The 25793-nt window shown below is 60.9% G+C and carries 23 protein-coding genes and 1 pseudogene; 14 read left to right on the forward strand and 10 right to left on the reverse strand.

Annotated features, from left to right (window positions below):
• Positions 1-225: 225 nt before the first annotated feature.
• Together ABIB48_RS02195 and ABIB48_RS02200 are read right to left on the reverse strand one after the other, a co-directional pair.
• On the reverse strand, positions 226-1803 hold the full coding sequence (locus ABIB48_RS02195; RefSeq protein WP_354211697.1) for an amino acid permease: 1578 nt from the start codon (positions 1801-1803) through the stop codon (positions 226-228).
• 399 nt (positions 1804-2202) lie between these two features.
• Complete coding sequence (locus tag ABIB48_RS02200) at positions 2203-2445, reverse strand: hypothetical protein (RefSeq protein ID WP_354211699.1); 243 nt, start codon at positions 2443-2445, stop codon at positions 2203-2205.
• A 551-nt stretch (positions 2446-2996) separates the two neighbouring features.
• On the opposite strand from ABIB48_RS02200, the gene arfB reads away from it, so the two are divergent.
• The 12 genes from arfB (at position 2997) to ABIB48_RS02260 (ending at position 15576) form a co-directional block, all read left to right on the forward strand.
• Positions 2997-3419, forward strand: a complete 423-nt coding sequence (arfB, locus tag ABIB48_RS02205) for an alternative ribosome rescue aminoacyl-tRNA hydrolase ArfB (protein ID WP_110106837.1) — start codon at positions 2997-2999, stop codon at positions 3417-3419.
• A gap of 19 nt (positions 3420-3438) precedes the next feature.
• Positions 3439-4227 (forward strand): nucleotidyltransferase family protein, encoded by a 789-nt coding sequence (locus ABIB48_RS02210; protein ID WP_354211701.1) that lies wholly within the window; start codon positions 3439-3441, stop codon positions 4225-4227.
• An 84-nt stretch (positions 4228-4311) separates the two neighbouring features.
• Positions 4312-5385 (forward strand): alkene reductase, encoded by a 1074-nt coding sequence (locus ABIB48_RS02215; RefSeq protein ID WP_354212024.1) that lies wholly within the window; start codon positions 4312-4314, stop codon positions 5383-5385.
• Positions 5386-5620: 235 nt separating this feature from the next.
• Positions 5621-6520, forward strand: a complete 900-nt coding sequence (locus ABIB48_RS02220) for an AAA family ATPase (protein WP_354211703.1) — start codon at positions 5621-5623, stop codon at positions 6518-6520.
• Between the two features lie 3 nt (positions 6521-6523).
• A complete protein-coding gene (locus ABIB48_RS02225) occupies positions 6524-7681 on the forward strand; it encodes a vWA domain-containing protein (protein ID WP_354211705.1) in 1158 nt (385 codons plus the stop codon).
• Complete coding sequence (locus ABIB48_RS02230; protein ID WP_354211707.1) at positions 7674-8855, forward strand: XdhC family protein; 1182 nt, start codon at positions 7674-7676, stop codon at positions 8853-8855. Before ABIB48_RS02225 ends, ABIB48_RS02230 begins: the two co-directional genes overlap by 8 nt.
• Before the next feature lie 117 nt (positions 8856-8972).
• Entirely contained in the window at positions 8973-9551 is a 579-nt protein-coding gene (locus tag ABIB48_RS02235) for a (2Fe-2S)-binding protein (RefSeq protein ID WP_110106841.1), read from the forward strand.
• Positions 9548-11950: a xanthine dehydrogenase family protein molybdopterin-binding subunit gene (locus tag ABIB48_RS02240; RefSeq protein WP_354211710.1), complete on the forward strand. Its 2403-nt coding sequence runs from the start codon at positions 9548-9550 to the stop codon at positions 11948-11950. The genes ABIB48_RS02235 and ABIB48_RS02240 overlap by 4 nt, the downstream gene beginning before the upstream one ends.
• Entirely contained in the window at positions 11947-12825 is an 879-nt protein-coding gene (locus ABIB48_RS02245) for an FAD binding domain-containing protein (protein WP_354211712.1), read from the forward strand. Before ABIB48_RS02240 ends, ABIB48_RS02245 begins: the two co-directional genes overlap by 4 nt.
• A 4-nt stretch (positions 12826-12829) precedes the next feature.
• Positions 12830-13504 carry an SRPBCC family protein gene (locus ABIB48_RS02250; protein ID WP_354211714.1) on the forward strand — a complete coding sequence of 225 codons (675 nt, stop codon included), beginning with the start codon at positions 12830-12832 and terminating at the stop codon, positions 13502-13504.
• Positions 13505-13679: 175 nt separating this feature from the next.
• A complete protein-coding gene (locus ABIB48_RS02255) occupies positions 13680-14804 on the forward strand; it encodes an AI-2E family transporter (RefSeq protein ID WP_315915320.1) in 1125 nt (374 codons plus the stop codon).
• Positions 14805-15081: 277 nt separating this feature from the next.
• Positions 15082-15576, forward strand: coding sequence for an FBP domain-containing protein (locus tag ABIB48_RS02260; RefSeq protein ID WP_315915319.1), 495 nt, complete (start codon positions 15082-15084; stop codon positions 15574-15576).
• A 268-nt stretch (positions 15577-15844) separates the two neighbouring features.
• Here ABIB48_RS02260 and ABIB48_RS02265 read toward each other — a convergent pair whose 3' ends face one another.
• Positions 15845-17053, reverse strand: a complete 1209-nt coding sequence (locus ABIB48_RS02265; RefSeq protein WP_354211717.1) for an acyl-CoA dehydrogenase family protein — start codon at positions 17051-17053, stop codon at positions 15845-15847.
• A 431-nt stretch (positions 17054-17484) separates the two neighbouring features.
• Here ABIB48_RS02265 and ABIB48_RS02270 point away from each other — a divergent pair, with 431 nt between their 5' ends.
• The gene (locus tag ABIB48_RS02270) at positions 17485-18897 is read left to right on the forward strand and encodes a mycothione reductase (protein WP_354211719.1); all 1413 of its coding nucleotides are present in this window, start codon (positions 17485-17487) and stop codon (positions 18895-18897) included.
• 68 nt (positions 18898-18965) lie between these two features.
• Here the strand turns inward: ABIB48_RS02270 and ABIB48_RS02275 are convergent, their stop codons facing one another.
• The 6 genes and pseudogenes from ABIB48_RS02275 to ABIB48_RS02300 form a co-directional block, all read right to left on the reverse strand.
• Positions 18966-19343 carry a YciI family protein gene (locus tag ABIB48_RS02275; RefSeq protein WP_110106849.1) on the reverse strand — a complete coding sequence of 126 codons (378 nt, stop codon included), beginning with the start codon at positions 19341-19343 and terminating at the stop codon, positions 18966-18968.
• 110 nt (positions 19344-19453) lie between these two features.
• Positions 19454-19672 (reverse strand): hypothetical protein, encoded by a 219-nt coding sequence (locus ABIB48_RS02280; protein WP_146213056.1) that lies wholly within the window; start codon positions 19670-19672, stop codon positions 19454-19456.
• 91 nt (positions 19673-19763) lie between these two features.
• On the reverse strand, positions 19764-20348 hold the full coding sequence (locus ABIB48_RS02285; RefSeq protein WP_354211722.1) for an SDR family oxidoreductase: 585 nt from the start codon (positions 20346-20348) through the stop codon (positions 19764-19766).
• 16 nt (positions 20349-20364) lie between these two features.
• Positions 20365-21396: an aldo/keto reductase gene (locus ABIB48_RS02290; RefSeq protein WP_354211724.1), complete on the reverse strand. Its 1032-nt coding sequence runs from the start codon at positions 21394-21396 to the stop codon at positions 20365-20367.
• Positions 21397-21527: 131 nt separating this feature from the next.
• Positions 21528-22904 carry an aminotransferase-like domain-containing protein gene (locus ABIB48_RS02295; RefSeq protein ID WP_354211726.1) on the reverse strand — a complete coding sequence of 459 codons (1377 nt, stop codon included), beginning with the start codon at positions 22902-22904 and terminating at the stop codon, positions 21528-21530.
• A 318-nt stretch (positions 22905-23222) separates the two neighbouring features.
• Positions 23223-23723 (reverse strand): annotated as a pseudogene (locus ABIB48_RS02300) (recombinase family protein); the annotation flags it as partial.
• Positions 23724-24041: 318 nt separating this feature from the next.
• Here ABIB48_RS02300 and ABIB48_RS02305 point away from each other — a divergent pair.
• On the forward strand, positions 24042-24353 hold the full coding sequence (locus ABIB48_RS02305) for a hypothetical protein (protein WP_354211728.1): 312 nt from the start codon (positions 24042-24044) through the stop codon (positions 24351-24353).
• A 144-nt stretch (positions 24354-24497) separates the two neighbouring features.
• Here ABIB48_RS02305 and ABIB48_RS02310 read toward each other — a convergent pair whose 3' ends face one another.
• The gene (locus ABIB48_RS02310; RefSeq protein WP_146213097.1) at positions 24498-25280 is read right to left on the reverse strand and encodes a hypothetical protein; all 783 of its coding nucleotides are present in this window, start codon (positions 25278-25280) and stop codon (positions 24498-24500) included.
• Positions 25281-25793: the final 513 nt, after the last annotated feature.

Here is a 25793-nt window from a genome sequence, read left to right on the forward strand (position 1 = left end):
GTTGAGCACTAGGCGGGCACCTTGGCCGGGGACGTCAGCGCCCACGGCAGGCACTAGCGAAGGATTTCCAGTGCCGCTCCCAAGTGCACGGATGGTCCGTTCCAATGTCTAGGCCAAGTGGACTAGATCCTCTTGGCTCGAGGGTCGCTCACCTTCGGCACCTAAAACGGGCGTATGTCGCGGCTTCAGGGTAGGTGCTGGCTCGTGAATTTTTATAGAGCCCGGTCAGCGCCGGACGGCCGACCCCGAGTACTCAGCGCCGCCTTCCAGTTCCACACTGTCCTCGATGTCCTCAGGGCCGCTCAGGTCCACCTCCATCAGGGGAACCAACTGGGATTTGCTGACGAATCGGTGAATCAGCCACAAGCCAAGGAACATGGGGATGCCAATATAGGAGGAGAGGACTTCCATGCCGTGGCCGGCTAGGACAGCCTCGTAGTTCTGCCCGGCAATGACCAAGATCAGCACGGCGAAAGCCAGGAGCGGGCCAATGGGGAAGAAGGCTGCCCGATACGGCAGGTCCGCAACCGCGTTTCCTTGTGCGAGGAAGGCTCGCCTAAAGCGATAATGCGAGAGGGCAATCCCCGCCCACACGATGAATCCGCACAGGCCGGAGACGTTAATCAGCCATGCGTAAGCAGCTCCCTGCCCCACAAGGGCACTTAGGAAGCCAAACAGCCCGACGGCGGCCGTGGCCAGCAAGGCGGCGATGGGCACTCCGCGTGAATTGGTCGTCCCAAAGATTTTGGGAGCCTTGCCATCCTTGGCCATGGCATAAAGCATCCGTGTTGAGGCGTAGAGTCCGGAGTTTCCTGCCGAGAGAATTGCCGTCAAAATGACGGCGTTCATCAAGCCAGCAGCAAAGGCAATACCGGCACGTTCAAAGACCAGAGTGAAGGGTGAGGCACCAATATCAGCCTCCCCTGAGGAGAGCAGACTCGGGTCAGTCAGCGGAATCAGGCAGCCGATCACGAAGATGGCGCCAATGTAGAAAATCATGATGCGCCAGAAGACTGAACGTATGGCGCGCGGAACTTCACGCCGTGGGTTCTTCGCTTCACCGGCGGCCACACCCACAAGTTCGGTGCCTTGGAAGGAGAACCCAGCAATCATGAAGACGGACAGAATGGAAACCCATCCACCGTGGAAGACGTCTTCCCGGTTTTGCCAATTGCTCAGTCCCAGTGCACTATCTCCCAGAACACCAATAATCATGAGCACACCGGCCACGAGGAACAAGATGACGGCAACCACCTTGATCAGGGAGAGCCAGAATTCGCTCTCACCGAAGGCTTTGGCTGAGAGCGCGTTGATGCCAGTCAGTAGCAGCAGGAATCCTCCAGCCCAGACCCAGCCTGGTACTTCGGGAAACCAAAAATCCATGATAATCCCGGCAGCAACCAATTCTGCAGCTACCGTAATGGCCCAGTTAAACCAATAATTCCACCCAATAGCGAAGCCAAAGGAGGGTGAGACAAAGCGGGTGGCATAGGTTTGAAACGAGCCAGCTACGGGAATCTTGGCGGACATTTCCCCCAATGACTGCATGAGCAAAAACACCATCAAACCCACTAGGGCATAGGCAAGCAACGCTCCACCAGGGCCAGCCTGCGCGATGGTCCCACCGGAAGCGACGAAGAGCCCAGTGCCAATGGCGCCGCCAATGGCGATCATCTGCAGATGGCGGCTGCTGAGCCCACGCTTGAGCTCGTTGTCATCTGGCACATAACGTGTCTGCTTACCCAGCCGGGGACCACTCTGCCCTTGTGTTTCGAGCCTCGGATCGAGCGAGAGTTTACTCATGGGTTGCTCGTCACCCCAGCACCGGACAAGTGGCTAAAAAATCGGGTCCTCGTAGAGGCTGAGGAACAGTACTTCTGATGCATCTGCAACTTCCTGCTTCGTGGCCCCCAACGAGTCGAGGCCACGCTAAATGAGTGAATATGAGCCCAAGGTCGGCAGTATGCTGGAAATTCCCTGCTGTTCTCGATAAGGCCGACAACAATCCATTATGACGGCGAACTGTCATAATGCTGAATCAGTGCTCCACATCACTCTGTTTGGCCGAATTTATGAGCCATCGCCATAGAATTTGCACCATTCATAAGCATTGCTGTTGCTCAGCAATTGCTTTTTGGAGATGCAGGACAGCCTAGGCGGCTACGCTAGCGCCGGCCAGATGAGGCTCCCGCTTTGGCCCTTTCAGTCAATAACCATTTGTGGGCGCGGGTCAGGAAGTCTAGATTCCAGCCAGTTGATCAGCTGCGCGAGTTTGGCCAAGGTTGCGTTGTCTATACCTTCGTCGGCATGGATGACGCGATGCCAGCGGCCGTAGGCGGCCGTAATGGAATAGCTAAATCCGTCGTAGTACATTGGACCGGATTTGTCCTCCGTGAGCCCAAAGAAATCGACTTTACTGAGCCAGTGCTTTACGGATGCCAGCAATGCCGCCGCGCTTCTTGAATTCCACCACTAGTTCGGTATCCATGGGCGGGAGGCAATTTCCACTTGCTGGACTCTACCGCCAGGCCCTACAAAATACGGTGATGTTCCGCGCAAAGACACCAAATAGCCCACTTCGCCTTTGGTGCCATGACTGCCGGATGTTCCTGTGATGACATGACAGCCACCTAGAGAAGATGACTCACACGCAAGTAGAGCTAATTGTAGGCAACAAGAAGACGGTACGCCATGATCAAGGTGTGCTTGGGGAGACGCCGTTAGTGATGGGAATTTTTGTACGTACCATGGGTGGCGATCAGTCCCATGATGACAGTGATGATGACGATGCATCCGATGACAATGGTTAGTCCCCACATATTCATTTAGCTCAGCTCCTCGGTTCGATGGCGGCTAGGTGGCGAATGTTCAATGCACAAATCTTTGTTCGCCTGCTTCCATCATGCACCCACTCCCCCAATGTCTCTAGTGCCACGGGAAGTAAGGAGCCATCAGGCGGGCGTTCTGTGCAAAGCGTCCCGTGTAAGACTTGAGCCATGGACTTGATGGTTTCGCCCACGCTCACCATTCCCGCGGTGGAGCTTGGCTGGCGTTTTTCACGCTCCTCGGGACCCGGTGGCCAGCATGTGAATACCTCCGACTCCCGGGTGGAGCTTCTGTGGAATATTGATGAATCATTGGCGATCTCCGAGGAACAGCGAATGGTTCTGCTGGCCCGGCTGGAACGCCGGCTGGTGAGCGGGGTGGTCACCGTGACCGCGCACGAGCAACGTTCGCAGCTTCGGAACCGGGAAGTTGCGCTGGTAAAGCTGGGTGTACTTGTTGCCGCGGCGCTGGCTCCTCCGCCCGCGTCACGCCGGCCCACCAAGCCCAGCCGTGGCTCAAAGCGGCGGCACCAGGCAGCAAAGCAGCAGCGCTCTACAACGAAACAATTGCGCAAGCGCCCGCCCTCGGATTGAGCACAGCTAGAGTTGGCCCATGGCTGAGATTTCTCCCAGAGGAGGCACCACGGCGGTGCTGCTAGCGGCAGGCGCCGGAACCCGCCTAGGGCTGGGCCCGAAGGCGCTGCTGCCCTTTTGCGGCACCACCTTGGTGGCGCATGCCGCTGGCGAATTGTTGCGCGGTGGCTGCTCACAGGTGATCGTGGTCATTGGGGCCGGTGCGGATACAGTCCGGCAAACATCGCTACCATCGGGGTGCACAGTAGTGGTGAATCCTCGCTGGGCCGAAGGCATGGGCACCTCCTTTGCCGTGGGCGTCCGCTGCGCGTTGGACCCTGGCTTCGCGCTGGATCTTGACGTCGCGCCGGACACCAGTGCCGCCGTCGAGCCTGAACATGGTGTTCCTGGACCGGCGGCCGGCCAAGGTCAGGCGGCCCGCCAAGAGGTAGATCCTGCGGAAGAACGGGCTCCTGGGCAGGTGCTGGTGGCGCTTGTGGATCAGCCCGGTATGACTGCCCGGCTCGTGGCCCGGCTCATTGCGGCCCACCTCCCCGGACGGATCACTGCAGCCGGATACCGCTCCGAGTACGGGGTTCGCCCCGGCAGTAGTGACGAACCCAGCGCGTTGCGCCGCGGCAACCCCGTCCTTTTCTCTCCCCGGCACGCCGGGCTGGCCGCACGCTCGGCAAGCGGCGATGCCGGGGCCCGGCACTATCTGCGTATTCATGCCGACGCCACAGACCTCGTGGACTGCTCAGATCTCAATGACGGCGCCGATCTGGATACCCCCGAACAACTTCATCTGTTGGAGCGGCCCACACCCTGACGCCGCAACCGCACAGTCGTCCGGGAATAGCCGGTGCGGTGCCTGTGTTGTGGCAGGGGCAGCTTGTCAACGAAATTTTTGGAGATGTCCTTGAACCTGTTTTCACCCGTCACCCTCGGCAACCTTGAACTCCCCAACCGAGTGGTCATGGCCCCGCTCACGCGCTCCCGCTCCGGCGAGGACGGCGTGCCCGGGGACATTGTGGTTGAGTATTACCGTCAACGAGCGACCATGGGGCTGCTGACCAGCGAGGGCGTCTACCCCAGCTTCGCCGGACAGGCGTTTGCGCGCCAGCCCGGGCTGGTCACCGAGTCGCACATTGAGGGCTGGCAGCGGGTAACTGATGCCGTGCATGCCGACGGCGGGCGGATCATCGCCCAGGTCATGCACTCCGGGCGCGTCACCCATCCGGACATCAACGGCGGGCATCAGGTGGTTGCCCCCAGCGCCATTGCGATCGACGGCGTGGCCCGGACCAAGAATGGCAAGTCACCCTTCCCGGTACCCCACGGTTTGGCAGGCGATGAACTCGCCGGCATGATCGAGGAGTTTGTGCAGGCCTCCCGCAACGCCATGACCGCAGGCTTTGACGGCGCCGAACTTCACGGCGCCAATGGGTACCTGCTGCACGAGTTCCTGTCCCCCGCGTCCAATCAGCGAAGCGATGGTTATGGCGGTAGCGCAGAGAACCGTGCCCGCTTTGTCATCGAGGCGGTGACTGCGGTCGCCGAGGCCATTGGTGCCGAGAATACCTGGTTGCGTATCTCCCCCGAGCACAATATTCAGGACGCCTTGGAAACGGACGCGGCAGAAACCCTGGCAACGTACACGGCCCTGGTGGACGGCATTGCGCCCCTGGGCCTGGCCGGACTGAGCATTTTGCACAAGGAACCCTCTGGACACCTGGTCCAGACATTGCGCACCCGGTTTGGCGGGCCTGTCCTGCTGAACACCGGCTTTTCCACCATCACCACCTTGGCCGACGCCCAGGCCATGGCTTCTATTGCGGACGCCGTGGTGGTAGGGCGCCCGGCGCTGGCCAATCCTGACCTGATCCGCCGCTGGTCCGAGGGTCTGCCGCTGAACGAGCCCGATGCGCGCACCTTCTACACCGAGGGCGCGGCCGGGTACACCGACTACCCGTTCTGGGCGAACTAGCGAGGCCCTAAGGTTCCGCACTTCAAATCTAGTTCTTGAGGTTCGTTCCTGAGCCCGGTCCATGAGGCTCGGCTCCGGGAAGCCCGACGCCGGGAGGTCGCCTTCCTTTTACGGGCGGCCTCCCGCTGGTCTGCTGGAGTGCTCGGGCCTGCTGGAGTGCTCGGGCCTGCGGGAGCGTTGGCCAAAAACCCACCTTTTCTGCGGGAGCGTTGACTTGGGGTTCTATGCTGGTGCCATGACTTCCACGTCCATCACCTCGGCCGCCGCGCTGGCCGCACTCTTAGCCGAAACCGGGTACTTGGCCGATGAGGGCCTGGCCACCATCGGCTACCTGGCCTTGGCCATGGAACGGCCCCTGCTGCTGGAGGGCGAACCCGGCACTGGCAAAACCGCGCTGGCAGAGGCCCTCGCCCAGGCATTGAAGATCCCACTGATCCGGCTCCAATGCTATGAAGGCATCGACGCCTCCCAGGCGCTCTATGACTGGGATTTCACCGCCCAGATCCTGCACCTGCGCAGCGTGGAGGCAGGAAGTGACAAGGCCCCCGGCGCCAACAGCCTGCGTACAGCGGAACTGGAAAACTCGCTCTACGATGAACGCTTCCTACTGGCCCGGCCAGTATTGAAAGCGCTGCAGCAAAGCCCGGCCGTGCTGCTGATCGATGAAATTGACCGTGCCGACGACGAATTTGAGGCGTTCCTTCTCGAAGTCCTCTCCACCTACCAGGTTTCCATTCCCGAATTTGGCACGGTCAAGGCCGCAACACCGCCCATCGTGGTGCTGACCTCCAACCGGACCCGGGACCTCCATGATGCGCTCAAACGCCGCTGCCTGTACCACTGGATCGATCACCCGGGGCTGGCCCGCGAGGTGGAGATTGTGCGCACCAGACTCCCCCAGGTTCCGCCACCGCTGGCCGAACAAGTGGTCCGTGCCGTGCAGCAAATTCGGGTCACCGAGAACATCATGAAGCCTCCGGGCGTGGCCGAAACACTCGATTGGGCGCGTGCCCTTCACCTTCTAGGCAGCCCCGAACTGGACCTGGCCTCCGCCGCAGCCAGTATCGGCGCCTTGTGCAAGTACCGTGAGGACACCGAACGGGTCTCCGCCGCCCTGGCCCGGATGCTGGGTTGACCCATGGCGCAGGCGGAACCGCGGTCAAAGCGGCAGCAAAGCGGTGCGGGGTTCAACGCCACCGCCCATTCGGCCGAGGAAATCCTGCTGGCCTTCGCCGCGGCCCTGCGCGCTGCCGGGGTGAAAGTCACCGCTGACCGCTCACGAAGCTTTCTCGAGGCCGTGTCCAGACTCTCGTTAGAGAACCGGGCGGAGGTTTTTTGGGCTGGCCGGGCCACACTGTGCGCCGCACCGGAGGATCTGGAGCGCTACCAGCGCACTTTTGAGGCCTGGTTTGCCCCGGGCCATGCTCCCGCCACCCACCAAGCGGGCGCTCCCACCACCGTGAGGGCTGCCTCTCTGACGGACGAGGGCGCAAGCGGCGGCGAAGAAACCGCCGAGGAGGCATTGCGGGCAGTGGCCAGCCGGCGGGAACTGCTGCGGCACCGGGATATTCCAACGCTTGATCCGGCCGAACGTGCCCTGCTGCAGCGGATGTTCACCGAACTGGCCGTGACGTTGCCAGCGCGGCGCTCCCGGCGCCTTCACCCGGACCGGCATGGGCGCATCGATAGGGTGCGGACTCTGCGGGACCAGCTGCGCCGCGCTGGAGAACCGGGTCCGCTGCGCCGGTCCAAGGCACCACCCAAACCACGCAACGTGGTGTGGTTGGTGGATGTTTCCGGTTCCATGGCCCCCTACGCGGACAGCCTGTTGCGACTGGCACACCGCGTCCTCCAGGCCGGTCCGCGCCAGGTGGAGGTGTTTACCCTAGGCACCCGGCTGACACGGGTGACCGCTGCCCTACGGATCCCCGACCCCGACGACGCGCTGGCGATGGCCGGGCGCACCGTCCCCGACTGGTCCGGAGGCACCCGGCTGGGAGAGGCTTTGCGTGCCTTCAACGATAGGTGGGGCCAACGCGCGATGGCCCGGTCCGCCGTCGTAATTGTGGCAAGTGATGGGTGGGAGCGCGGGGACCCCACACTGCTGGCTCACCAAGTGGAACGTCTGCACCATGTGGCCCGGTGCATTATCTGGGCCAACCCGCACCGGGGCAAAACCGGTTATGAACCCGTGCAGCAGGGAGTTAAGGCCATCCTGGAGCACGTTGATTACTTTATTGGGGGCCATTCGCTGAAAAGCTTCGAGGAGTTGTTGGTTGTGATGGGCAATGCGTGAAGTGTTGAAGGATTTGATCGACGCCGTTGAGGCCGGGCACACCGTGGGGCTGGGGACTGTGGTGCGCACTTTCCGCTCGGCGCCCCGTCCCGCGGGGGCGTCCATGATGGTCGACGCCGATGGCCGGGCGGTGGGTTCGGTCTCGGGCGGCTGCGTGGAGGGCGCTCTCTACGAGTTGGCCACGGGGGTGATTGAGAGTGGCACCCCCAAACTGCAGCGGTACGGTATCACCGACAATGACGCCTTCGAGGTGGGGCTGACCTGTGGGGGCATCATTGATGTGTTCGTGGAGGCCGTTTCACTGAAGACCTTCCCGGAACTGCCCGGCGTGGGCGCTGATGTGGACGCCGATGTTCCCGTTGCCGTGGTGAGCGTGATAGACCACCCAAACCCGGCCTGGCTGGGGCGGCACCTGGTGGTACGACCTGACGGATTTGAAGGGAGCCTGGGCAGTGACCGCGCCAACCACGCCGTCAGCGATGACGTTATGGGCCTGCTGGCCGCCGGGCGCAACACAACCCTGATGTACGGTCCTGACGGGGAACGGCGCGGGGACGGCATGCGGGTTTTTGTGGCCAGTTTTGCCCCGCAGCCGCGCATGCTGGTGTTCGGTGCCATTGATTTTGCCGCGGCCGTGGCCAAACAGGGTAGCTTCTTAGGCTACCGAGTCACCGTGTGTGATGCCCGTGCCGTCTTCGCCACGAAGGCCCGCTTCCCCGTGGCGGATGAGGTGGTGGTGGAATGGCCGCATCGGTACCTGCAAGGCCAAATTGATGCAGGACTGATTGACCCGCGGACAGTAATTTGCGTGCTCACCCACGACCCCAAGTTCGACGTTCCCCTGTTGGAGGTGGCGCTGCGCCACGAGGTTGCCTATGTGGGGGCCATGGGCTCACGCAAAACCCACGATGACCGGATGGACCGGCTGCGTGAGGCGGGGCTCAGCGCAGCCGAGCTTGACAAGCTCTCAAGCCCTATCGGACTGGATCTGGGCTCGCGCACACCGGAGGAAACCGCCGTGTCCATTGCGGCAGAGATCATTTCACTGCGCTGGGGCGGGAAGGGCGGACGGCTGAGCCACATGGACGTGCGCATTCATCACGTGCCCCTCGCCGATGCCGACCATGAGGGCGCCGAGCACCCGAACCTTCAGCTTGAACCCGCGGAAGAATAGCACAAGGGAGCCGATTTTTCGCCCTAACGTTCTGCGATGCCGTCATGTAACGTAAGAGCCATCATGGGCTGGAGGCTGGCTATTGGGCTGGGTCTCCACAGCGATTAGGAGATCTCAATGGCGAGTTCCACATCCATCAGCGTTGAAGTTGACGGCGTTAGTTACACCGATAACGTCGAACCCCGGCTCTTGCTCGTACAGTATCTCCGTGAGCGGCTGGGCAAAACCGGCACGTTGATTGGCTGCGACACCACCAACTGTGGGGCCTGCACCGTCCATCTTGACGGGGTCAGCGTGAAATCGTGCACCATGTTTGCCGTCCAGGCCGACGGACACAAGGTCACCACCATTGAGGGGATGGCGCAGAACGGCAAGCTGGCACCACTGCAGGAGGCATTCCACCAGTGCCACGCCCTGCAATGTGGCTTCTGCACTCCGGGGATGATCATGCAATCGGCGTCACTGCTCAAGGAAAACCCGCATCCCACCGAGACCGAGATCCGGGAGGGTCTGGAGGGGAATCTGTGCCGGTGCACCGGCTACCAGAACATCGTGGCTGCCGTGAAATCTGTGGCTGACGGTGTGGAGTACGGGGATTCAGGAGTCTGCGTGTCCGAATCCCTGACCCACGAGGTGGCTAAGGAACTCACCGACGAACTCACCGACGATGATAGCGAAACGGCAGGTGTGTCATGAGTACCACAACAGAAAGCGCTCACTCCAGCGGGCCCAGCCCCGAAATTGGCAAGTCGCGCCTGCGCAAGGAGGACGCCCGCCTGATCACCGGCCGCTCCCGGTACACAGACAACATGGTGCTGCCGGGAATGTTGCACCTGGCCATGGTCCGCAGCCCCTACGCGCACGCCAGAATCACCAACATTGAGCTCACCGAAGCAAAGGCCGCCCCCGGCGTTTTCGCGGTCCTGACCGGCGACGATCTGGCTGCTGAGCAGGGTTCATTACCCAACGCCTGGCCCGTGACCCCTGATCAAAAGGCGCCGGCACACCCTGCCGTCGCCATTGAGGAAGTCGCGTTTGCCGGGGAGATTGTGGCAGTAGTGATCGCCCGCAGCGCAGCCGCCGCACGGGACGCAGCTGAACTTGTTGATGTCGACTATGACGAGCTGCCTGTGGTCATGGACTTGGAGGAAGCATTCACGGATGCGGTTCTGGCGCACACTTCACTGGAATCCAATAAGTCGGCCACCTGGGTTTTTGATTCGGCGGAAGCTGGCACGGGCACCTCTATTGAGGATGCTTTGGCAGCCTCTGATGTGGTGGTGGAGCGGACCCTGTACCAGCAGCGTCTTATTCCGGCCTTCATGGAACCTCGCTCCACCGTGGTTGACCCCACGGGTGAGCAGATCACCATGTACTCAGCCACCCAGATCCCGCATATCCTGCGTGTGATGCTGGCGTTGACACTGGGCATCCCGGAAAGCAAGCTCAGAGTCATCGCACCGGATGTGGGCGGCGGTTTTGGTGGGAAGCTGCAGGTCACCCCGGAAGAGATCATCACCTTGTTGGCGGCCCGGCGCATGGGCAAACCGTGCAAGTTCACCGAGACCCGCAGTGAATCCCTGCAGGTGGGCCACCACGGGCGGGCGCAGGTACAGAGGATGAAGATCGGCGCCACGAAGGAGGGCATTGTCACCGGTCTTTCCGTGAACCTGCTGGCGGACATGGGCGCCTATCTGGGCTTGATCACCTCCGGTATCCCCATCCTGGGCGCTTTTATGTACAACTCCATCTACAAGTTCCCGGCCTACCGTTTTGAGTGCAACAACATCTTCACCAACAAGCCGTGGACCGACGCCTACCGCGGAGCTGGCCGGCCCGAGGCCACCTTCGCGATTGAGCGGATGATGGACGAGCTCGCCACCGAGTTGAACATGGACCCGCTGGTGCTGCGTGAGAAGAACTGGATCAAGCACACCGAATTCCCGTTCGCCACGGTGGCCGGGCTGGAGTACGACACCGGCAACTATGAGGCTGCCACAGCCAAAGCAGTGGCTCTCTTCGACTATGACGGGCTGCGCGCCGAGCAAAAGCGCCGCCGCGACGCCGGCGCAACCATCCAACTAGGCATCGGTGTCTCCACGTTCACGGAGATGTGCGGTCTGGCCCCTTCCCGAGTCCTGGGTGCCTTGAACTATGCAGCCGGCGGCTGGGAACATGCCCAGGTACGGGTGCTGCCTACCGGGAACGTGGAGGTTGTGACGGGTTCCTCGGCCCACGGGCAGGGACATGAAACCGCCTGGAGCCAGCTGGTTGCCGACCGCTTGGGCGTGCCCTTTGAAAACGTCGAGGTGCTCCACGGTGACACCCAGGTCTCCCAGCGCGGACTGGACACGTACGGTTCCCGCTCCCTGACGGTGGGCGGCATGGCCGTGCTGGCGGCGGCGGACAAGGTCATTGAAAAAGCCAAGGTCATTGCCGCACACCTGATGGAGGCCAATGAGGAAGACCTCGACTTCACCCATGGCGCCTTCACCGTCCGCGGCACGGATACCTCAACGTCCTTTAGCGAGATCGCCTTCGCGGTGTTCTCCGCCCACAACATGCCGGACGGTGTGGAACCCAATCTGGACTCCGAAGCCACCTTTGATCCTGTCAACTTCTCCTACCCCCATGGCACCCACTTGGCGGCCATGGAGGTGGACACTGAAACCGGACAGGTCAAGGTACTCAAATATGTGTGCGTGGATGACATCGGTGTGGTGGTGAACCCTATGATCGTGGAGGGGCAGGTGCACGGCGGCCTGGCCCAAGGCATCTCCCAGGCACTGTATGAGGAGGCCGTCTACGACGACGCCGGTACCCTGGTTTCGGGTTCCTTTGTGGACTACCTGGTCCCCGGTGCCCCCGATCTGCCGCACTACATCACGGCCAGGACAGAGACCCCGGCCACGAGTAACCAACTCGGCGCCAAGGGAGTGGGCGAGGCCGGCACCATTGCCTCCACCCCCGCCATTGTCAACGGGGTGCTGGACGCCATCCGCCACCTCGGCGTCACCGACATCAAAATGCCGTGCACACCCTCGCGTGTATGGCATGCCCTGCAGGAAGCCAAGTCCACCGGAGGTGTGCAATGATCCCCAGCGCATTTGATTACGCCGCGCCCACCACCGTTGAGGAGGCCCTGGCCCTGCTCGCAGGAGCCGACGCTTCCGGGGACGATGTCAAACTGCTCGCCGGGGGCCAAAGCTTGATTCCCGTCATGAAGCTGCGCTTGGCAGACCCTTCCCTGGTGGTTGATTTGGGGCGTATCCCGGGCCTGTCTGGCATTACGGATAACGGTAGTTCCCTGACGATTGGTGCCATGACCCCGCACCATGTGATGGCCACCGACCCCCTGATTGCCGCCCACGTGCCGCTACTTTCCCAAGCGGCGGCCACGGTGGCGGATCCGCAGGTGAGGCATCGCGGCACCTTCGGCGGCGCCTTGGTACACGCCGATCCGGCCGGTGACATGCCAGCACCCGCGTTGGCCATGGATGCTGTTTTCAATATCACCGGCCCCGCTGGCCCCCGCTCCGTAGAGGCGGCTGGCTTCTTCCAGGGCTACTTCACCACGGCCGTGGAGGAAGGCGAGATCCTCACCAGCATCACCGTGCCAAAGTTCGATGGTTGGGGATCCCACTATGAAAAGTTCACACGCGTGGCCCAGCAATGGTCCATTGTGGCCGTCGCTGCACTGGTCCGAGTGGAGGGCGGCGTGATCGCCGAGGCCCGCCTGGGGTTGACCAACATGGCCAGCACTCCCCTGCGGGCTTTTGCCACCGAGGCCGCGCTTGCAGGGTGCGCCGTGGATGCGGAGGCAATTGCCGCAGCCTGTGCGCACGCCGCAGAAGGAACTGATCCGGCCAGCGACCTCAACGGGGATGCCGCCTACCGACGCCACCTCGCAACCGTGGTGGCACGGCGCGCAGTGCTGGCCGCCGTCGGGCTTCAAGGGACAAGGGGGTAAGGGCATGGAACTCAACCATCACTTCGCTGTGCCGTCGTCGCTGGAAGCCACGTGGCGCTCCTTCAACCAGCTGGAGGAGATTGCCCCATGCTTTCCCGGGGCCACACTGACCGGGGTGGACGGGGACACGTTCACCGGCACGGTCAAGATTAAACTGGGGCCCATCGCCATGCTGTACGCCGGGACGGGAGAGTATTTATCGCGCGACGAGGCCACACACACCGTTATCATCGCGGCCACGGGGAAGGACAAACGCGGTAATGGTACCGCCGGCGCCACCGTGACGGCTGTGCTGAGAGCGGACGGGGACGGGACCACGGTGGATGTCTCCACCACCATGAATGTCACAGGCAAACCGGCACAATTTGGCCGTGGCGTCATCCAGGACATCTCGGACAAGCTGCTGGAGCAATTTGTGCAGTGCGTCATCAGCAAGGCAGAAGGCCCGCCCGAAGATGCGGTAGAGCCCGTTCCGGTGGTGGAAGCTGAAGCACTGGCCGAGCCTGCCGAAAGCAAAACACTCGCCCCGCCACCAACCAGGGCCTCGGCGCCGGAACTGGACTTGGGCCAGACGGTATTGCCAGTGCTGGCCAAACGGTTCGGCCCGGCGGTGCTGGCAGCGGTGGCGCTGTTGGGTATAGTGCTGCTGATCTGCGGACGACGGAGAAAGGAGAACTGACGCTCGTTTAGTTTCGGGGGTATATTCGTTAACGCTCGGTTGTTTTCGGGCCAGCGTGAGTCCCGGAGAGTATCAGCAGAGCGATGTGAAAAAAGTTGACGGGTAGACACAGCCCGATCACCGCTTTCGCGCTGATTCCAACTTCAACGAACACCGACGACCACGAGAGTGACTCATGCCTACTACACCCACCCCGCCAACCCGAGGCTCACTGCCGCAGGACCGGGTGGGGATCTGGCGGGATGGATTCGGGCGGACCGCGATCCGCTCGGCGCAGGCATTACTCATTCTGGCCTTCGCCTCGGTTGTCCTCTGGGCAGCCACGAGGGTTCCGGTGGTTATCATTCCGGTCCTCATCGCCCTGATTCTTGCCTCGGCGATCAGCCCGCTGGTGCATTGGCTGACCAAGCGCCACTGGCCTAGGGCGCTGGCAGTTCTTTCCGCATTCGTTGGGATCCTGGCCGTCTTCGGCGGGGTGGTCACCGGCGTTGTCTTCCTGATCCGATCACAGGCCCAAGACTTGGTCTCGAGGGCAGATGATGGCATCGATCAGCTCCACAGCTTCTTGAACAACGGTCCCTACCCCATTTCCGACGCACAGATAAACTCCATCCGGGAATCCGTGCAGAAGTTCATCACCAGCAGCGCCTTCGGAACAGAAGCGCTGACGGGACTGCGTGTTGCCGGAGAAATAGGTGTTGGTGCGGTCCTGATGGCCGTCATTTTGTTCTTCTTCCTCAAGGACGGGCAGAAGATCCGTGATTTCCTCTTCGGTTTCCTCCCTCCCCGCCAGCGCAGAAAAGCTCATACGGCTGCCGAACGCAGTACCGTGGTGCTGGGCGGGTATCTGCGGGGAACCTCCCTGATTGCCCTTATTGACGGTCTTATTGTGGGCATTGCCGTGGCCATCATGCAGATTCCCCTGGCCGTGCCGCTGGGCGTGTTTGTGTTCATTGGGGGCTTTATCCCCATCATCGGCGCCACAGTCGCCGGCTCCTTGGCAGTTCTCGTTGCCTTAATCTTCAACGGCCCCATCGCGGCACTGGTTGTTCTTGCGATCATCGTCGGCGTCAACCAGCTTGAACACCATCTGCTCCAGCCACTGTTGATGGGCAAGGTGTTGAGCATTCATGGTCTGGTCATCCTTCTGGCCTTGGCGGCGGGTTCCACCCTGGCCGGGCTGGTGGGAGCCTTGCTGGCAGTTCCACTCACCGCTGTTGGCTGGACCATCATCAAGACGTGGTTGGAACAGGAAAGCCCACCGGCGCAACGCTCACCCGTTGCCCACCCGGACAGCTGATACGGCAAACTGAATGGGGCCCACATTCTCGGCGCGGGTATAGGATCGTTCTTGTGTTGTTTTCATCAGTGAGTTTTGGCCCCGTGGGTCGTTTGGAGGTCGCCGGCTGTTCTTGCGCCGGCGGCAGATAGCCTTCCCTTCCCCGTATTCAACTGCTGCGCTGTGCGCACAGTTCCCCGCCTCTACTTCTATGTGCGCCCCTGCGGGATCTCCTCAACTCTTGTGCCAGCCACTGCTGTAGGCAGTGCACCGGCCGGACAGAAAAGGCCCAACACCCATGCTTGCCCTGACAGAAACCCAGATTCGCGCTTCATTCATGAACGCTTCCCAACGAGAGCGCAACAACCTCAACCTCCCAGAAAACTTTGAATCTCTCAAGTGGGACGGACAAGATTTCATCGGTTGGCGCGACCGCAAATACCCCGCTCTTGGCTATGTGATCGCGTGGGTTGACGGCACCCCGCGGGGTATCCTCTTCCGCCACGTCGAGGGCCGGATTCGTTCGCGCGCCCAATGCGCCTGGTGCGAAGACGTAACCCTTCCCAACGACGTTGTGTACTTCACTGCCAAGCGTCCCGGCGCCGCTGGACGAAACGGAAACACCCTTGCTACCCTGATGTGCGCCAACTTTGAGTGCTCCACCAACGTCCGCCGCCCGGCGCCGCCGGCCTACCTTGGCTTCGATGTGGAGGCGGCGAAGGCAGAACGCATGGCCGCACTGCAGGTGCACATCGAGAAATTCATGCACACCATGGCGCCCGGTCTCGATTAGGAGCTGCGACGTGTAGGCGTGGGCTTCGGCCGTACTTTGCCCGGCGCCCCCTACAATGTCGCCATTCCGCGCTGCACAATCTCCTGTTGCGGCCCCTCTATCTGTTCCCATCATGAAGGCACAGGACCTAGCGGATGAAAAGACGGGGCCGATCCCCATGACTTCGGAGGCTCGGCTCATCGGCTCAACTCCCCCGGGCCGGTTGATTCTAACGATCCCCACGCCATGAGTCACTTGGCCGGAGATGGTTTCGAAGTTCTTGGTGAAGTTAGCGGAAGGCGGGTATGCCGGTGATATGGTTCCCCAGAATCAAGGTGTGAACCTCGTCGGTGCCCTCATAGGTGCGCACAGATTCAAGGTTGTTAGCGTGGCGCAGCGGCGAGTAGTCCAGAGTAATTCCATTGCCGCCCAGAATGGCCCGGGCATCGCGGCAGATCTTGATGGCCTCGCGGCAATTGTTCAATTTGCCGACCGAGATCTGCACAGGTTCCAAAGTTCCGGCGTCCTTCATACGTCCCGTGTGGATGGCCAGCAGGGTGCCCTTTTGGATTTCCAGGAGCATGTCAACGAGCTTTTGCTGCGTGATTTGGTAGGCGGCCAGTGGCTTGTTGAACTGCTGGCGTTGCAGTGAATAGGCCAGCGCCGCTTCATAACTGTCCCGCGCGGCACCCATGGTGCCCCAAATAATCCCGTAGCGGGCCTCGTTGAGGCAGGCGAAGGGTGCGCGCAGGCCCTTGGCACCCGGGAGCAGGGCCTCGCCGGGCAGCCTGAGGTCCTCGAAGCTAAGTTCACATTGAATCGAGGCCCTCATGGAGAGTTTGCCTTGTATGGGAGTCGCTGTGAAACCCGGGGTGTCAGTGGGCACCAAGAAGCCGCGTACGCCGTCGTCCGTCTGGGCCCAGATTACCGCGATCTGGGCTATCGAGGCCAACCCGATCCAGCGTTTGGCGCCGTTCAAAATCCACTCATCGCCGTCCCGCCGGGCAAAGGTTGCCATGGAGGAGGGATCGGATCCGGCAGTGGGCTCGGTCAAACCAAAGCAGCCGATGATCTCACCTTTGGCCATGCCGGGCAGATAGTGCTTCTTTTGCTCTTCGGAACCCCACTTATGGATGGCGCTCATGGCCAAAGACCCCTGCACGCTGACAAAGGTTCGCAACCCAGAATCGCCGGCCTCCAACTCCATGGCGGCAATGCCATATTCGACGGCGGAGCGGCCAGGACATCCATACCCCTGCAAATGCATGCCCAACAGGCCCAGAGCCCCCATTTCCTGCACAATTTCCGTAGGGAACACGGCGTCCTCGTACCACGTGGCAATGTTGGGCCGGATGCGTTCATCGACAAAACGGCGCACTGTGCGCCGTAAGTTCAGTTCCTCCTCACTGAGCAGCGCATCGAGGTTCAGGACGTCCGAGAGTTGGGCGCTGTCTGTACCGGTGCGGGTGGTTCCGGCTGGTTCGGTGTTGTTGCTCATGGTGCCTCTTAGGGGTTTCGGAAGAGATAGTGAAGGGGCGGCTCTAGCATCCGTGGCAGCTGTGGTGGTGGCAAAGCGGTAGAACAGACCGGCGATCACGGACTGGCGCGCCCGGATGCGTTCGCTAGGTGGGTTCTGGTGGATTCATCGCCGTCCTAGTGAACGTGTGTTGAGTGTGTGAGTGTGCCTGCGTGAATCAAAGTGAACTTCCGTTCACTTTTTATGAGCTTAGAGTCAATTTCTGATCGCATCAAGTTGCGCAGCTCACATTTCACGCACCCAATGACCGGCTCCCGCACAGACCCCGAAGCCCGGCCACTAACCCACCGTGGAGCCAATCTCACCCTTTTATGAGGCAGCCCGCGCGGGAACCTTCGAGACAAACCGTTGGCTGGCACGCACTTTTCACACCGGAACTGTAGCCTTGGACCATGTCCCACTTTGACCTCGTAATTATTGGTACCGGATCCGGCAATTCTATTCCCGGTCCGGAATTCGAACACTTGAACATTGCCATTGTCGAGGACGGCTTGTTCGGCGGAACCTGCCTGAATGTGGGCTGCATCCCCACGAAAATGTTCGTCCACCCCGCTGAACTGGCCGACGCCGCACGGCACGGACGTGCGCTCGGCGTTGACGCACAACTCAATGCCGTGGATTGGCCCGGCATCCGGGACCGGATCTTTGGCCGCATCGATGCCATTGAGGACGGCGGGCGCGCATACCGCGAGGGCCCGGAATGCCCCAATATTACTGTTTTTGCCGGACGTGGCCGGTTCACGGGGCACAAGGCCCTACACATTGACCTGCACCACGGCGGCACCGCTGCGGTGACCGGCGAGCGCTTTGTTTTGGCCGCAGGTTCCCATGCCGTAGTTCCACAGCTTGCGGGCCTGCCCACCGGCGCGGAGTTGGCCATGAGTAATACGGTTCATACCTCGGACACCATCATGCGTTTGGAGGAGTTGCCAGCGAGCATCGTGATTCTGGGCGGAGGCTATATTGCTGCGGAATTTGCGCACGTCTTTTCCTCCTTTGGCGTTCACGTTACCCAGCTGGCTCGTGGGAAACGCCTGTTGAAGTCCCAAGATGATGAGGTCTCCGCCCAGTTCACGAAGGAGGCCGCGGCACGCTACACGGTTCTTCTGGAGACCACGGTGACAGGTTTTAAGCAATCGGCGGACGGCGTGGTGCTTGAGGTAACGGGGCCAGAAGGGCCAGGCAAGGTGGCGGCGGATGTGCTGCTGATCGCCACCGGACGCAAGCCGAACGGGGCGCACTTGGACGTGGAGAAAACCGGGGTGGTTCTCGATGATCAAGGCCGGGTGGTGGTGGATGAGTATCAGCAAACCGGGGTTGACGGTATTTATGCGCTGGGTGATATTTCCTCCAAGTTCCAGCTTAAGCATGTGGCGAACCATGAGGCCAAGGTGGTCAAACACAACTTGGCGAATCCTGACACGCCGATTAGTTCAGACCACCGTTTTGTGCCCGCAGCCGTGTTCACAGATCCGCAGATCGCCTCGGTGGGACTCACCGAGGCGCACGCGCAGAAGGCTGGCATCCCCTATGTGGTGAAGGTGCAGGCTTATGCGGACATTGCGGCGGGCTGGGCACGCGAGGACAGCGGCCATTTCCTGAAGGTGCTGGCTGATCCCTCCACGGGCCTGCTGCTAGGCGCGCATGTGATTGGGCCGGAGGCGGCCACCGTGATTCAGCCACTAATTCAGGCAATGCACTTTGGCCAAACCGCCAAGGAGGTGGCCCGCGGGCAATACTGGATCCATCCGGCACTGTCCGAGCTGGTAGAAAACGCACTGCTGGGACTGCCAGAACCACGCTGATTGAGCGTTCTGAGGCCGAGCAAGTTTGTTCAGATCCACGGGTCTTCATCCATGGGTCTTCGGGGCAGTCAGCTGCTGGGTACCCAGGCGCCGCTGGCCACGTGGACTGCGCCTGGGCGGACTTCCACATCGCCCCATGCCAGCGACGGCGAACGCCGGGCCCAGTCAAGGGCCGCATCCAAGGTGGGCACCTCAATGACGACGAGTCCGCCCAGAGCCATCGTTGTCCCCGCCAACGGACCGTCTTGTGCATGTGCAATTCCACTGACCAGGGTCAGTGTGGTGGTATTGGCAGAGGGCTGAAGGATTTGGGCTTCCCGCAAGATTCCGGCCTGATGGAGCGCGGCCGCGTACCGTGACATGGCTTGCTGAGCTTCGGCCATGGCCGCCTCATCGAGATCCTCCGGGTCTTGTTCCGGATAGTGCAATAGAAGTGTGTAGCGCATAGCTAATTCTCTCTCCCCCGGGCCGGCTGGACCAGCCCCTTTTCATAGGCGTGCACCACGGCTTGGCTTGGACACGGCCTTGTACCCCTAGTTTGCCCAAGACACGGGCCTCATTTGTTCGGGCGTCCGGCCTTGGGCCGGCGTAGGCCGAGCACCACAAGGATGATGCCGACTCCCGCGACGATCAGCCCGATGGAGAACCACATTCGGTTACCGGTCATAAAACTTCCCGGGATCAGGTTCATTCCCTGCCCGGCAAATACTCCACCGATGATCACAGCGAGCAGACCGATGGCGATGAGGGCGATGCGCCCGAAACTGCTGTTCATGTTAGCTACATTACCCCTGACCACTTCGCGCTCAACGGTGACAGCCAACAGTTCACGGCTGCAGTCCGAGCCCTGCGGCAATCAGGCCGCTTCACCCAAGAGTCCAGCAGACCGTTGGGCTGACGGGACTAGTCGCGTTCCCCTCACAGTGGGTTGGCCCGTAGTGGAACCACCGAGCATGAATTACCGTTACCGTATGCCTGCGATCCCCACCCGGCGATGTCCGCGAGCGCACTATCTTGAAGCTCGGCTCTTCGAGTGCCATGCTCACGGCAGCCTCTTCCGCGGTGTCACGGTAGCGGGTCCAGGCGGCGAGGAAGACCACCGCGTTGGCCATATCCGTTTGTTGGCCCAAGTGTCCCAGCGGTGTCAGCCTCACTACGGAGCCCACGGCTGTTTCCATATGAGGGAACAGTCCAATCTCTACGACGTCGGTGGCTAGCTTCATACCTATGGGGTTGCCAATCAGCCCCGGGTAGATGCAGTTGACCTCAAGCATTCTGCGCAGGTCCTCCGGATCAAAATCAATCAGCAGGCTTGTCACCTCCATGCCTGCATTGTTGACCAGTATGTCCAGCCCTCCCAATGCTGTCACCACCTGCGTCATGGCCTCATCCCAGCTGGCCTCGTCACGCACGTCCAGATGGACAAACTGGCGCCGCTGGCGCCCTTGCACAAAGCACCGTCTACCCTCACCGGCCTCCAGTAATTTTCCTGCTCCGCTGCTCCTGAGCCTTGGGTCCATACGGGTAAACGCCTACTTGGGGCTCGCTGGCCAGCGTGAGGTTTTTCTTGTCCTCGTCACTTAGCACCAGATTCGCCGCACCCAGATTCTGGGACAACTGCGTAAGGGTCCGCGCGCCCAAGATCACCGAGGTGACGGTGGGACGGTCCGCAAGCCAGGCCAGTGCTACCTGTGATGAGCTGACACCGTGGGCAGCGGCCACCTGCGCTACGGCACCCACCACCTCCCACGTATGCGGGTTCGCATTGCGTTCCGCCCACGCTTCCATGCCACGCTGCGGGTTTTCGCCCAACCGGGTAGCACCGGCCGGAGCCACATCCCGTTGGTACTTTCCACTTAGCCATCCACCGGCCAACGGCGACCACGGCAACAGCCCAACACCAGCATCCAGAGCAGCCGGGACAATCTCCAGCTCAATCTCCCGGCTCAACAGGCTGTACTGCGGCTGCAATGTCAGCGGCGGGTTCCACCCGTGCGCAGCAGCCACATGAACCGCCTTGGTCAGCTGCCAGCCCAGAAAGTTCGAGAACCCGTAGTGGCCGATCTTCCCGCTACTGACAGCATCGTTGAGAAAGCGCAGCGTCTCCTCCAGGGGCGTGATGGGGTCCCAGGCGTGCAATTGATACAGGTCAATCTGTTCCACACCGAGCCTGCGCAAGGAGGCATCCAAGGCGCGCGTCAAATGCCGGCGGGAGGTTCCGACGTCGTTCGGGGCAGTGCCTGTGGGGAACCTCCCCTTGCTGGCAAGTACGACGGCGTCCCTCGCCTCGGGACGTTGGGCCAACCAACGGCCTATGATGCTCTCCGAGGCTCCGGCCGTGTAAACATCGGCGGTGTCGATGAAGTTGCCTCCTGCACCAACATAAGTGTCCAGGATGGAGTGGGAGGTGGACTCATCGGCCTCGGCTCCGAAGGTCATGGTGCCCAGCGCGTAGTTGGAGACTACGGTGCCGCTGCTGCCCAGGGTGTGAAACTTCATGGTGTTGCCCTTGTCATCGATGTTCACTGTGTTCTGAAACAGCTCACTGTGCCAACTATGCCCCAGCAACGCCTCAATGGGGAGGTTTGCGGCTATCAGCTTAGGGCTGTATCAGTATCCCGATGACTAGATCACAAGAGGGATGCCACGCGCCGCACACCCACGCCAATCTGGGCGATCGAGGCAGCACTGAACGAGAGACGAATGTGGGGTGCCGTGGGCTCATCCACGTAGAACTGGCGCCCGTCACCAATCATCACGCCAGCTGCGTGGGCTGCTGCCGTGAGAACCAGCGAATCACTGCCCTCCGGAAGACGCACCCACAGATGGATGCCGCCGGTGGGAATGTTGGTGATTCTAGCCCCGGGCATGGAGGCATGAACCTCGGCCACCATGGCGTCCCGGCGTTCGAGTAGTCCTGCACGCAGCCGTTTCAGGTGCCGAGGCCAGGCCCCTGAGCTCAACAATCCCAAGGCGATTTCCTGTGCCAGCGGTGGCACACACATGTCATCGGCAATCCGTGCCGTGCGAAGGCGTTCACCGGCAGGGCCCCGTGCCGCAATGGCACCCACGCGGAGCCCTGGCGCGGCGGGCTTGCTGAGGGTGGCGATGGAGACCACGTGCCCGTCAGGATCCTGGGTGAACAGAGGTGGCGGGGCGGTGCCCTCCAGAGCAAGGTTCCTGGCCCAATCGTCCTCAATGATGAAGGCACCGTACTGTTTGGCCAGAGCCAGCACCTCAACCCTCCGCTCCGGGCTCAGCACCGCTCCTGTGGGATTGGCGTAGCAGGGCTGCAGATAGATGAGCTTGGCGCGGGTGCGTTCCAGTGTCTCGGCCAGATGATCGGTGCGAATGCCGTTGGCGTCGGAGGGTACCGCGGCTAGGTGTAGCCCGGCTGCCTGGGCTGCGATGGTGGCACCGGGGTAGCTGGGACTTTCGGTGATCAGTGTGGTGCCCGGATCGGCGAGGGTTCGCATGGCAAACACGAGCGATTGCTGGCCCCCGGGCATGATGAGCATGTCTGCCACATCGGCACCGAGTTCCGCGGCAAACACACGGCGCAAGTCCGGCAAGCCCATGGGAGGCGCCATGGTCCAGGCCCGGTGGCTCTTGGCGCAGCGGGCCCCCAAGGTGCGCAATTCATCAAAGGGCTGAAGTTCGGGTGCCAAATAACCCCATGACAGCTGGACATGATCGGCGCTTCCCTGGGCGTTAAGCCGCCCGGCGCGGCCAGCATCAACCCGTGAACGGCCCAGCGCCGTGGACTGCCAGGCGTAGTCGGATTCACCCGCTGTGTTATTTCCGTTCACGAAGGTTCCACGGCCTGGTTCAGCACGCACCACACCTAGTGCGGAGAGCGCGGTGATCGCCTGTGTGATGGTTACCGGGCTTGCGCCGTAGGTTTTTGACAGCTCCCTGACTGAGGGAAGTTTATCTCCTGCACGCATCAATGCGGCCTGCTGCTTTAACATGCCAGCGATTTCCTCGGACCTGTTACTGATAGACATGAAACAACTAGATAACGTTACTTCTCATATCGCAAAAGTGTTACCCACTATTGCGCGAAAGATATGGGGTTCGAGGAGGATCGGTACGGAAACACGTTGAGGGTGTGTCGATGCTTAGTCTGGCTTTGAACGGTTACACCGGCCGTCGGGATCCGTAGGATCGCGGATGGGGCCGCCGATGCTTAGTCTGGCTTCGTGCTGAGTGGGCTCCGTCAGAAGTCGACCGCACAATTATCAGGAGCGTAATGGTTCGGCTGCCCTGCGTTGTCCGCGTTCAACGGCCCGGTAGATTGTGGATTGGCTGATGGAGAATAGTTAGGCCATTTCGGTCATGGCGTATTCTCCCGCATCGTGCAGTTCCAGGAGCTGGGCCTCTTGTTTCACGGTGAGTTTTGGCTGGTTTCCCCGGAGTCCGCCGTTGGCCTTGGCAACCTTCATCCCTTCGCGGGTGCGCATACTGATGAGGCTGGCTTCGAATTCGGCGATCATCGCCAGGACATTGAAGAATAGTTTGCCCATGGGATCGGTGGGGTCATGGACGGAGCTACCGATGCTGAGTTTTATTTCACGACCGGCGAGGTACCCGGCTACTTGGTGGGCGTCCGGGACGGATCGGGCCAAGCGGTCGAGCTTGGTAACCACGAACGTGTCTCCGGCCCGGCCCGCGGCCACGGCCACGGCTTCGCGAAGTCCTGCGCGATTCTTGTTTCTGCCGTTAGAGCAATGATCAAAATAGATTCGTTCCGACTCAACACCAAGGGCAGCCAGGTCTTGCGCCTCAATTGAGACGCGCGCGTAGCCAATCAGTATTTTAGATATGAGAAATAGTGTGTCGTATAAAGCCCCGTTACCGGTCACTTAGCCGGATGGGTCATACGGGACGGCGCAGGGCTGAATTTCACAATGATGCAGGTCAGGAGCTCTATGTTGGCCGGTGGTGGACCGGCTTACGATACACCTTGCCGATGCCTAAATGGCACACCTCTTTCGGACGTGACAAGAGTTCCAAGTACAAGGAGGTAATCGTTTCTGGTTCTGCTAATAGGACCGCGAATGGCGGCGCCCGAAACGAACAGTCATAGACGCTCTGACAGGCCCAGTCGCATTGATTTCAGGATTCGTGGTTGGATTACAGGCATGGGGAAACGATGGAGCGGCCACAAATGGCTTGCCTTGGCTTGGGCATTGTTGGGCTTGTCTTTGGTATCAACAATCGTGGCATTGGGCGTCTGGTTTTTCGGTGTTGACCCCGACGATTACGAAACAAGGAACTTCAGCGCAGTACTTTTTCAGCGCCAGCTGACGCTAGCCGGAGCGTTACTTCTCCCGGGGCTCTCAGCCGCAGCGGCTATTCGATCGATGTTCGTCACGCCTCGCCGCCCGTCCCGGGTTATCGCATCATTTCTTGTCCTGCTATTGGCGGCAGTAGTGTTCTGGTTCTGCTGTTGATGGGGCTTTTCGGCAATTGACCATGCGAGCCGGGCCGCCTTGTGGCACGACTAGAGTACTTTCCGGTGAGGGTTTCCCGTTAGCCGTAGACTCCGGACACCGCGGGAACCCAAACTTTCGGGGAGCAGTGGTCTTCTGGGTCGGTTATTCAACGATGCTGATCGGGGCTACCCCGATCCTTACGTTGACTGGCAATGGCCCCGTCCTGACACGGGGGAGGTTAATTGGTGGCTCGACGATGAGGATCGTCCCGGCTACTATTCCGATGAAGGGTTCGCCGGTGCGTTGTGTGGCCACGATCTGCGCTTCGACAGGACCGCGAGCAGCAGGAACTAGGAACGGCAGCTCCTGAGGGAATCCGATAGAGGACAAGCTCTCAAGGTCGGCGTCATCAGTTGTTCCAGGATTGAACATATCCACAGTGAGTATTTGATCCGGATCGTCCAGGCTCAAGTTTGGGTTCGGAGTTGTGAAGCTAATTTCTTGGTTGGAACTCTGGCCACCTCCCATTCTGCACGGTGAGGACCAGTGTGTAGAACACTTGTATCCACTCAATTCAAGCTCTGGGCCGGCTACTTTCATCGTCGTTGCGTAGTCATTGGCCGCATACGGCCAGCTTCGATCCTGAACCGCAGAAGTAACGAGGCGGAATTTAGGGACAAGCCCTCCTTCAGCAACGAGGTAGCTGGCGTTCGTGGTGCTGAACTCCTTTATGACAGGTGGGTGCGGGTCATCGGGGAAGAACCTAGGGCCCCTGACAACCTCCGTGATCACTTTGTGGACCTTTGCCGCATCGCTGTGCCACAGTGCCAGGAATGAAGCATCCAGCACTTCGCGCAGTCTGTCCCAGTCGCCGTCGCGCCCACCTCTTTTGGCCGAGATATCTGCATACTGGATGACGCCATCCCGGGTTGTAACAATGTTCACCGAAGTCGCCGATCTGTCGACCTCATTTCCCACGGGGTCCTCTGACGCACGACACCAAACTTGGGCGGCGTCGCTATTGGCACGTACTTGTGCGCAAAAGAAACCCGATTCTTCCAAGCGTGAGACGACGAGTGCAACCTCACCGCGATCCGATACTGGCACTGCCACGGAACTCTCATCCACCAGCTCATGATCAAACGGGTGCGTCGGGACTGAAAGGCTGGTGCAGCCCGTGGCCAGAACCGCCGCTGCCACGAACATACAAAGCAGGGAAATCGCTCTTTTCACTGGTTCCCCACTCGTTCAAAACCCCAAAACATAGTGGCCATGGCTAGTTTATGCATCGGTCCAGTCTGTCAGTAGCCGAGAGAAAGCACCTCCGCCCAGAGGTTGATTCTGTCGGCCGGGGACGCCGGTGAAGGTTCCCCTGCGGGCAGCACCATCGATCACGCATCGACTGCTGAGCTGGGCGGTTCAACGCCCCGGAGCCGGACAGGCTTACGGGACGGTTCT

The organism is Arthrobacter sp. UYCu511 (assembly GCF_040547105.1).
Classification (GTDB): Bacteria; Actinomycetota; Actinomycetes; order Actinomycetales; family Micrococcaceae; genus Specibacter; species Specibacter psychrochitiniphilus.

Coding starts and splice junctions, on each gene's coding strand:
- ABIB48_RS02195 (WP_354211697.1), bottom strand. CDS start 1,803: ATGAGTAAACTCTCGCTCGATCCGAGGCTCGAAACACAAGGGCAGAGT.
- arfB (WP_110106837.1), top strand. CDS start 2,997: ATGGACTTGATGGTTTCGCCCACGCTCACCATTCCCGCGGTGGAGCTT.
- ABIB48_RS02210 (WP_354211701.1), top strand. CDS start 3,439: ATGGCTGAGATTTCTCCCAGAGGAGGCACCACGGCGGTGCTGCTAGCG.
- ABIB48_RS02215 (WP_354212024.1), top strand. CDS start 4,312: ATGTCCTTGAACCTGTTTTCACCCGTCACCCTCGGCAACCTTGAACTC.
- ABIB48_RS02220 (WP_354211703.1), top strand. CDS start 5,621: ATGACTTCCACGTCCATCACCTCGGCCGCCGCGCTGGCCGCACTCTTA.
- ABIB48_RS02225 (WP_354211705.1), top strand. CDS start 6,524: ATGGCGCAGGCGGAACCGCGGTCAAAGCGGCAGCAAAGCGGTGCGGGG.
- ABIB48_RS02230 (WP_354211707.1), top strand. CDS start 7,674: ATGCGTGAAGTGTTGAAGGATTTGATCGACGCCGTTGAGGCCGGGCAC.
- ABIB48_RS02235 (WP_110106841.1), top strand. CDS start 8,973: ATGGCGAGTTCCACATCCATCAGCGTTGAAGTTGACGGCGTTAGTTAC.
- ABIB48_RS02240 (WP_354211710.1), top strand. CDS start 9,548: ATGAGTACCACAACAGAAAGCGCTCACTCCAGCGGGCCCAGCCCCGAA.
- ABIB48_RS02245 (WP_354211712.1), top strand. CDS start 11,947: ATGATCCCCAGCGCATTTGATTACGCCGCGCCCACCACCGTTGAGGAG.
- ABIB48_RS02250 (WP_354211714.1), top strand. CDS start 12,830: ATGGAACTCAACCATCACTTCGCTGTGCCGTCGTCGCTGGAAGCCACG.
- ABIB48_RS02255 (WP_315915320.1), top strand. CDS start 13,680: ATGCCTACTACACCCACCCCGCCAACCCGAGGCTCACTGCCGCAGGAC.
- ABIB48_RS02260 (WP_315915319.1), top strand. CDS start 15,082: ATGCTTGCCCTGACAGAAACCCAGATTCGCGCTTCATTCATGAACGCT.
- ABIB48_RS02265 (WP_354211717.1), bottom strand. CDS start 17,053: ATGAGCAACAACACCGAACCAGCCGGAACCACCCGCACCGGTACAGAC.
- ABIB48_RS02270 (WP_354211719.1), top strand. CDS start 17,485: ATGTCCCACTTTGACCTCGTAATTATTGGTACCGGATCCGGCAATTCT.
- ABIB48_RS02275 (WP_110106849.1), bottom strand. CDS start 19,343: ATGCGCTACACACTTCTATTGCACTATCCGGAACAAGACCCGGAGGAT.
- ABIB48_RS02280 (WP_146213056.1), bottom strand. CDS start 19,672: ATGAACAGCAGTTTCGGGCGCATCGCCCTCATCGCCATCGGTCTGCTC.
- ABIB48_RS02290 (WP_354211724.1), bottom strand. CDS start 21,396: ATGAAGTTTCACACCCTGGGCAGCAGCGGCACCGTAGTCTCCAACTAC.
- ABIB48_RS02295 (WP_354211726.1), bottom strand. CDS start 22,904: ATGTCTATCAGTAACAGGTCCGAGGAAATCGCTGGCATGTTAAAGCAG.
- ABIB48_RS02305 (WP_354211728.1), top strand. CDS start 24,042: ATGGGGAAACGATGGAGCGGCCACAAATGGCTTGCCTTGGCTTGGGCA.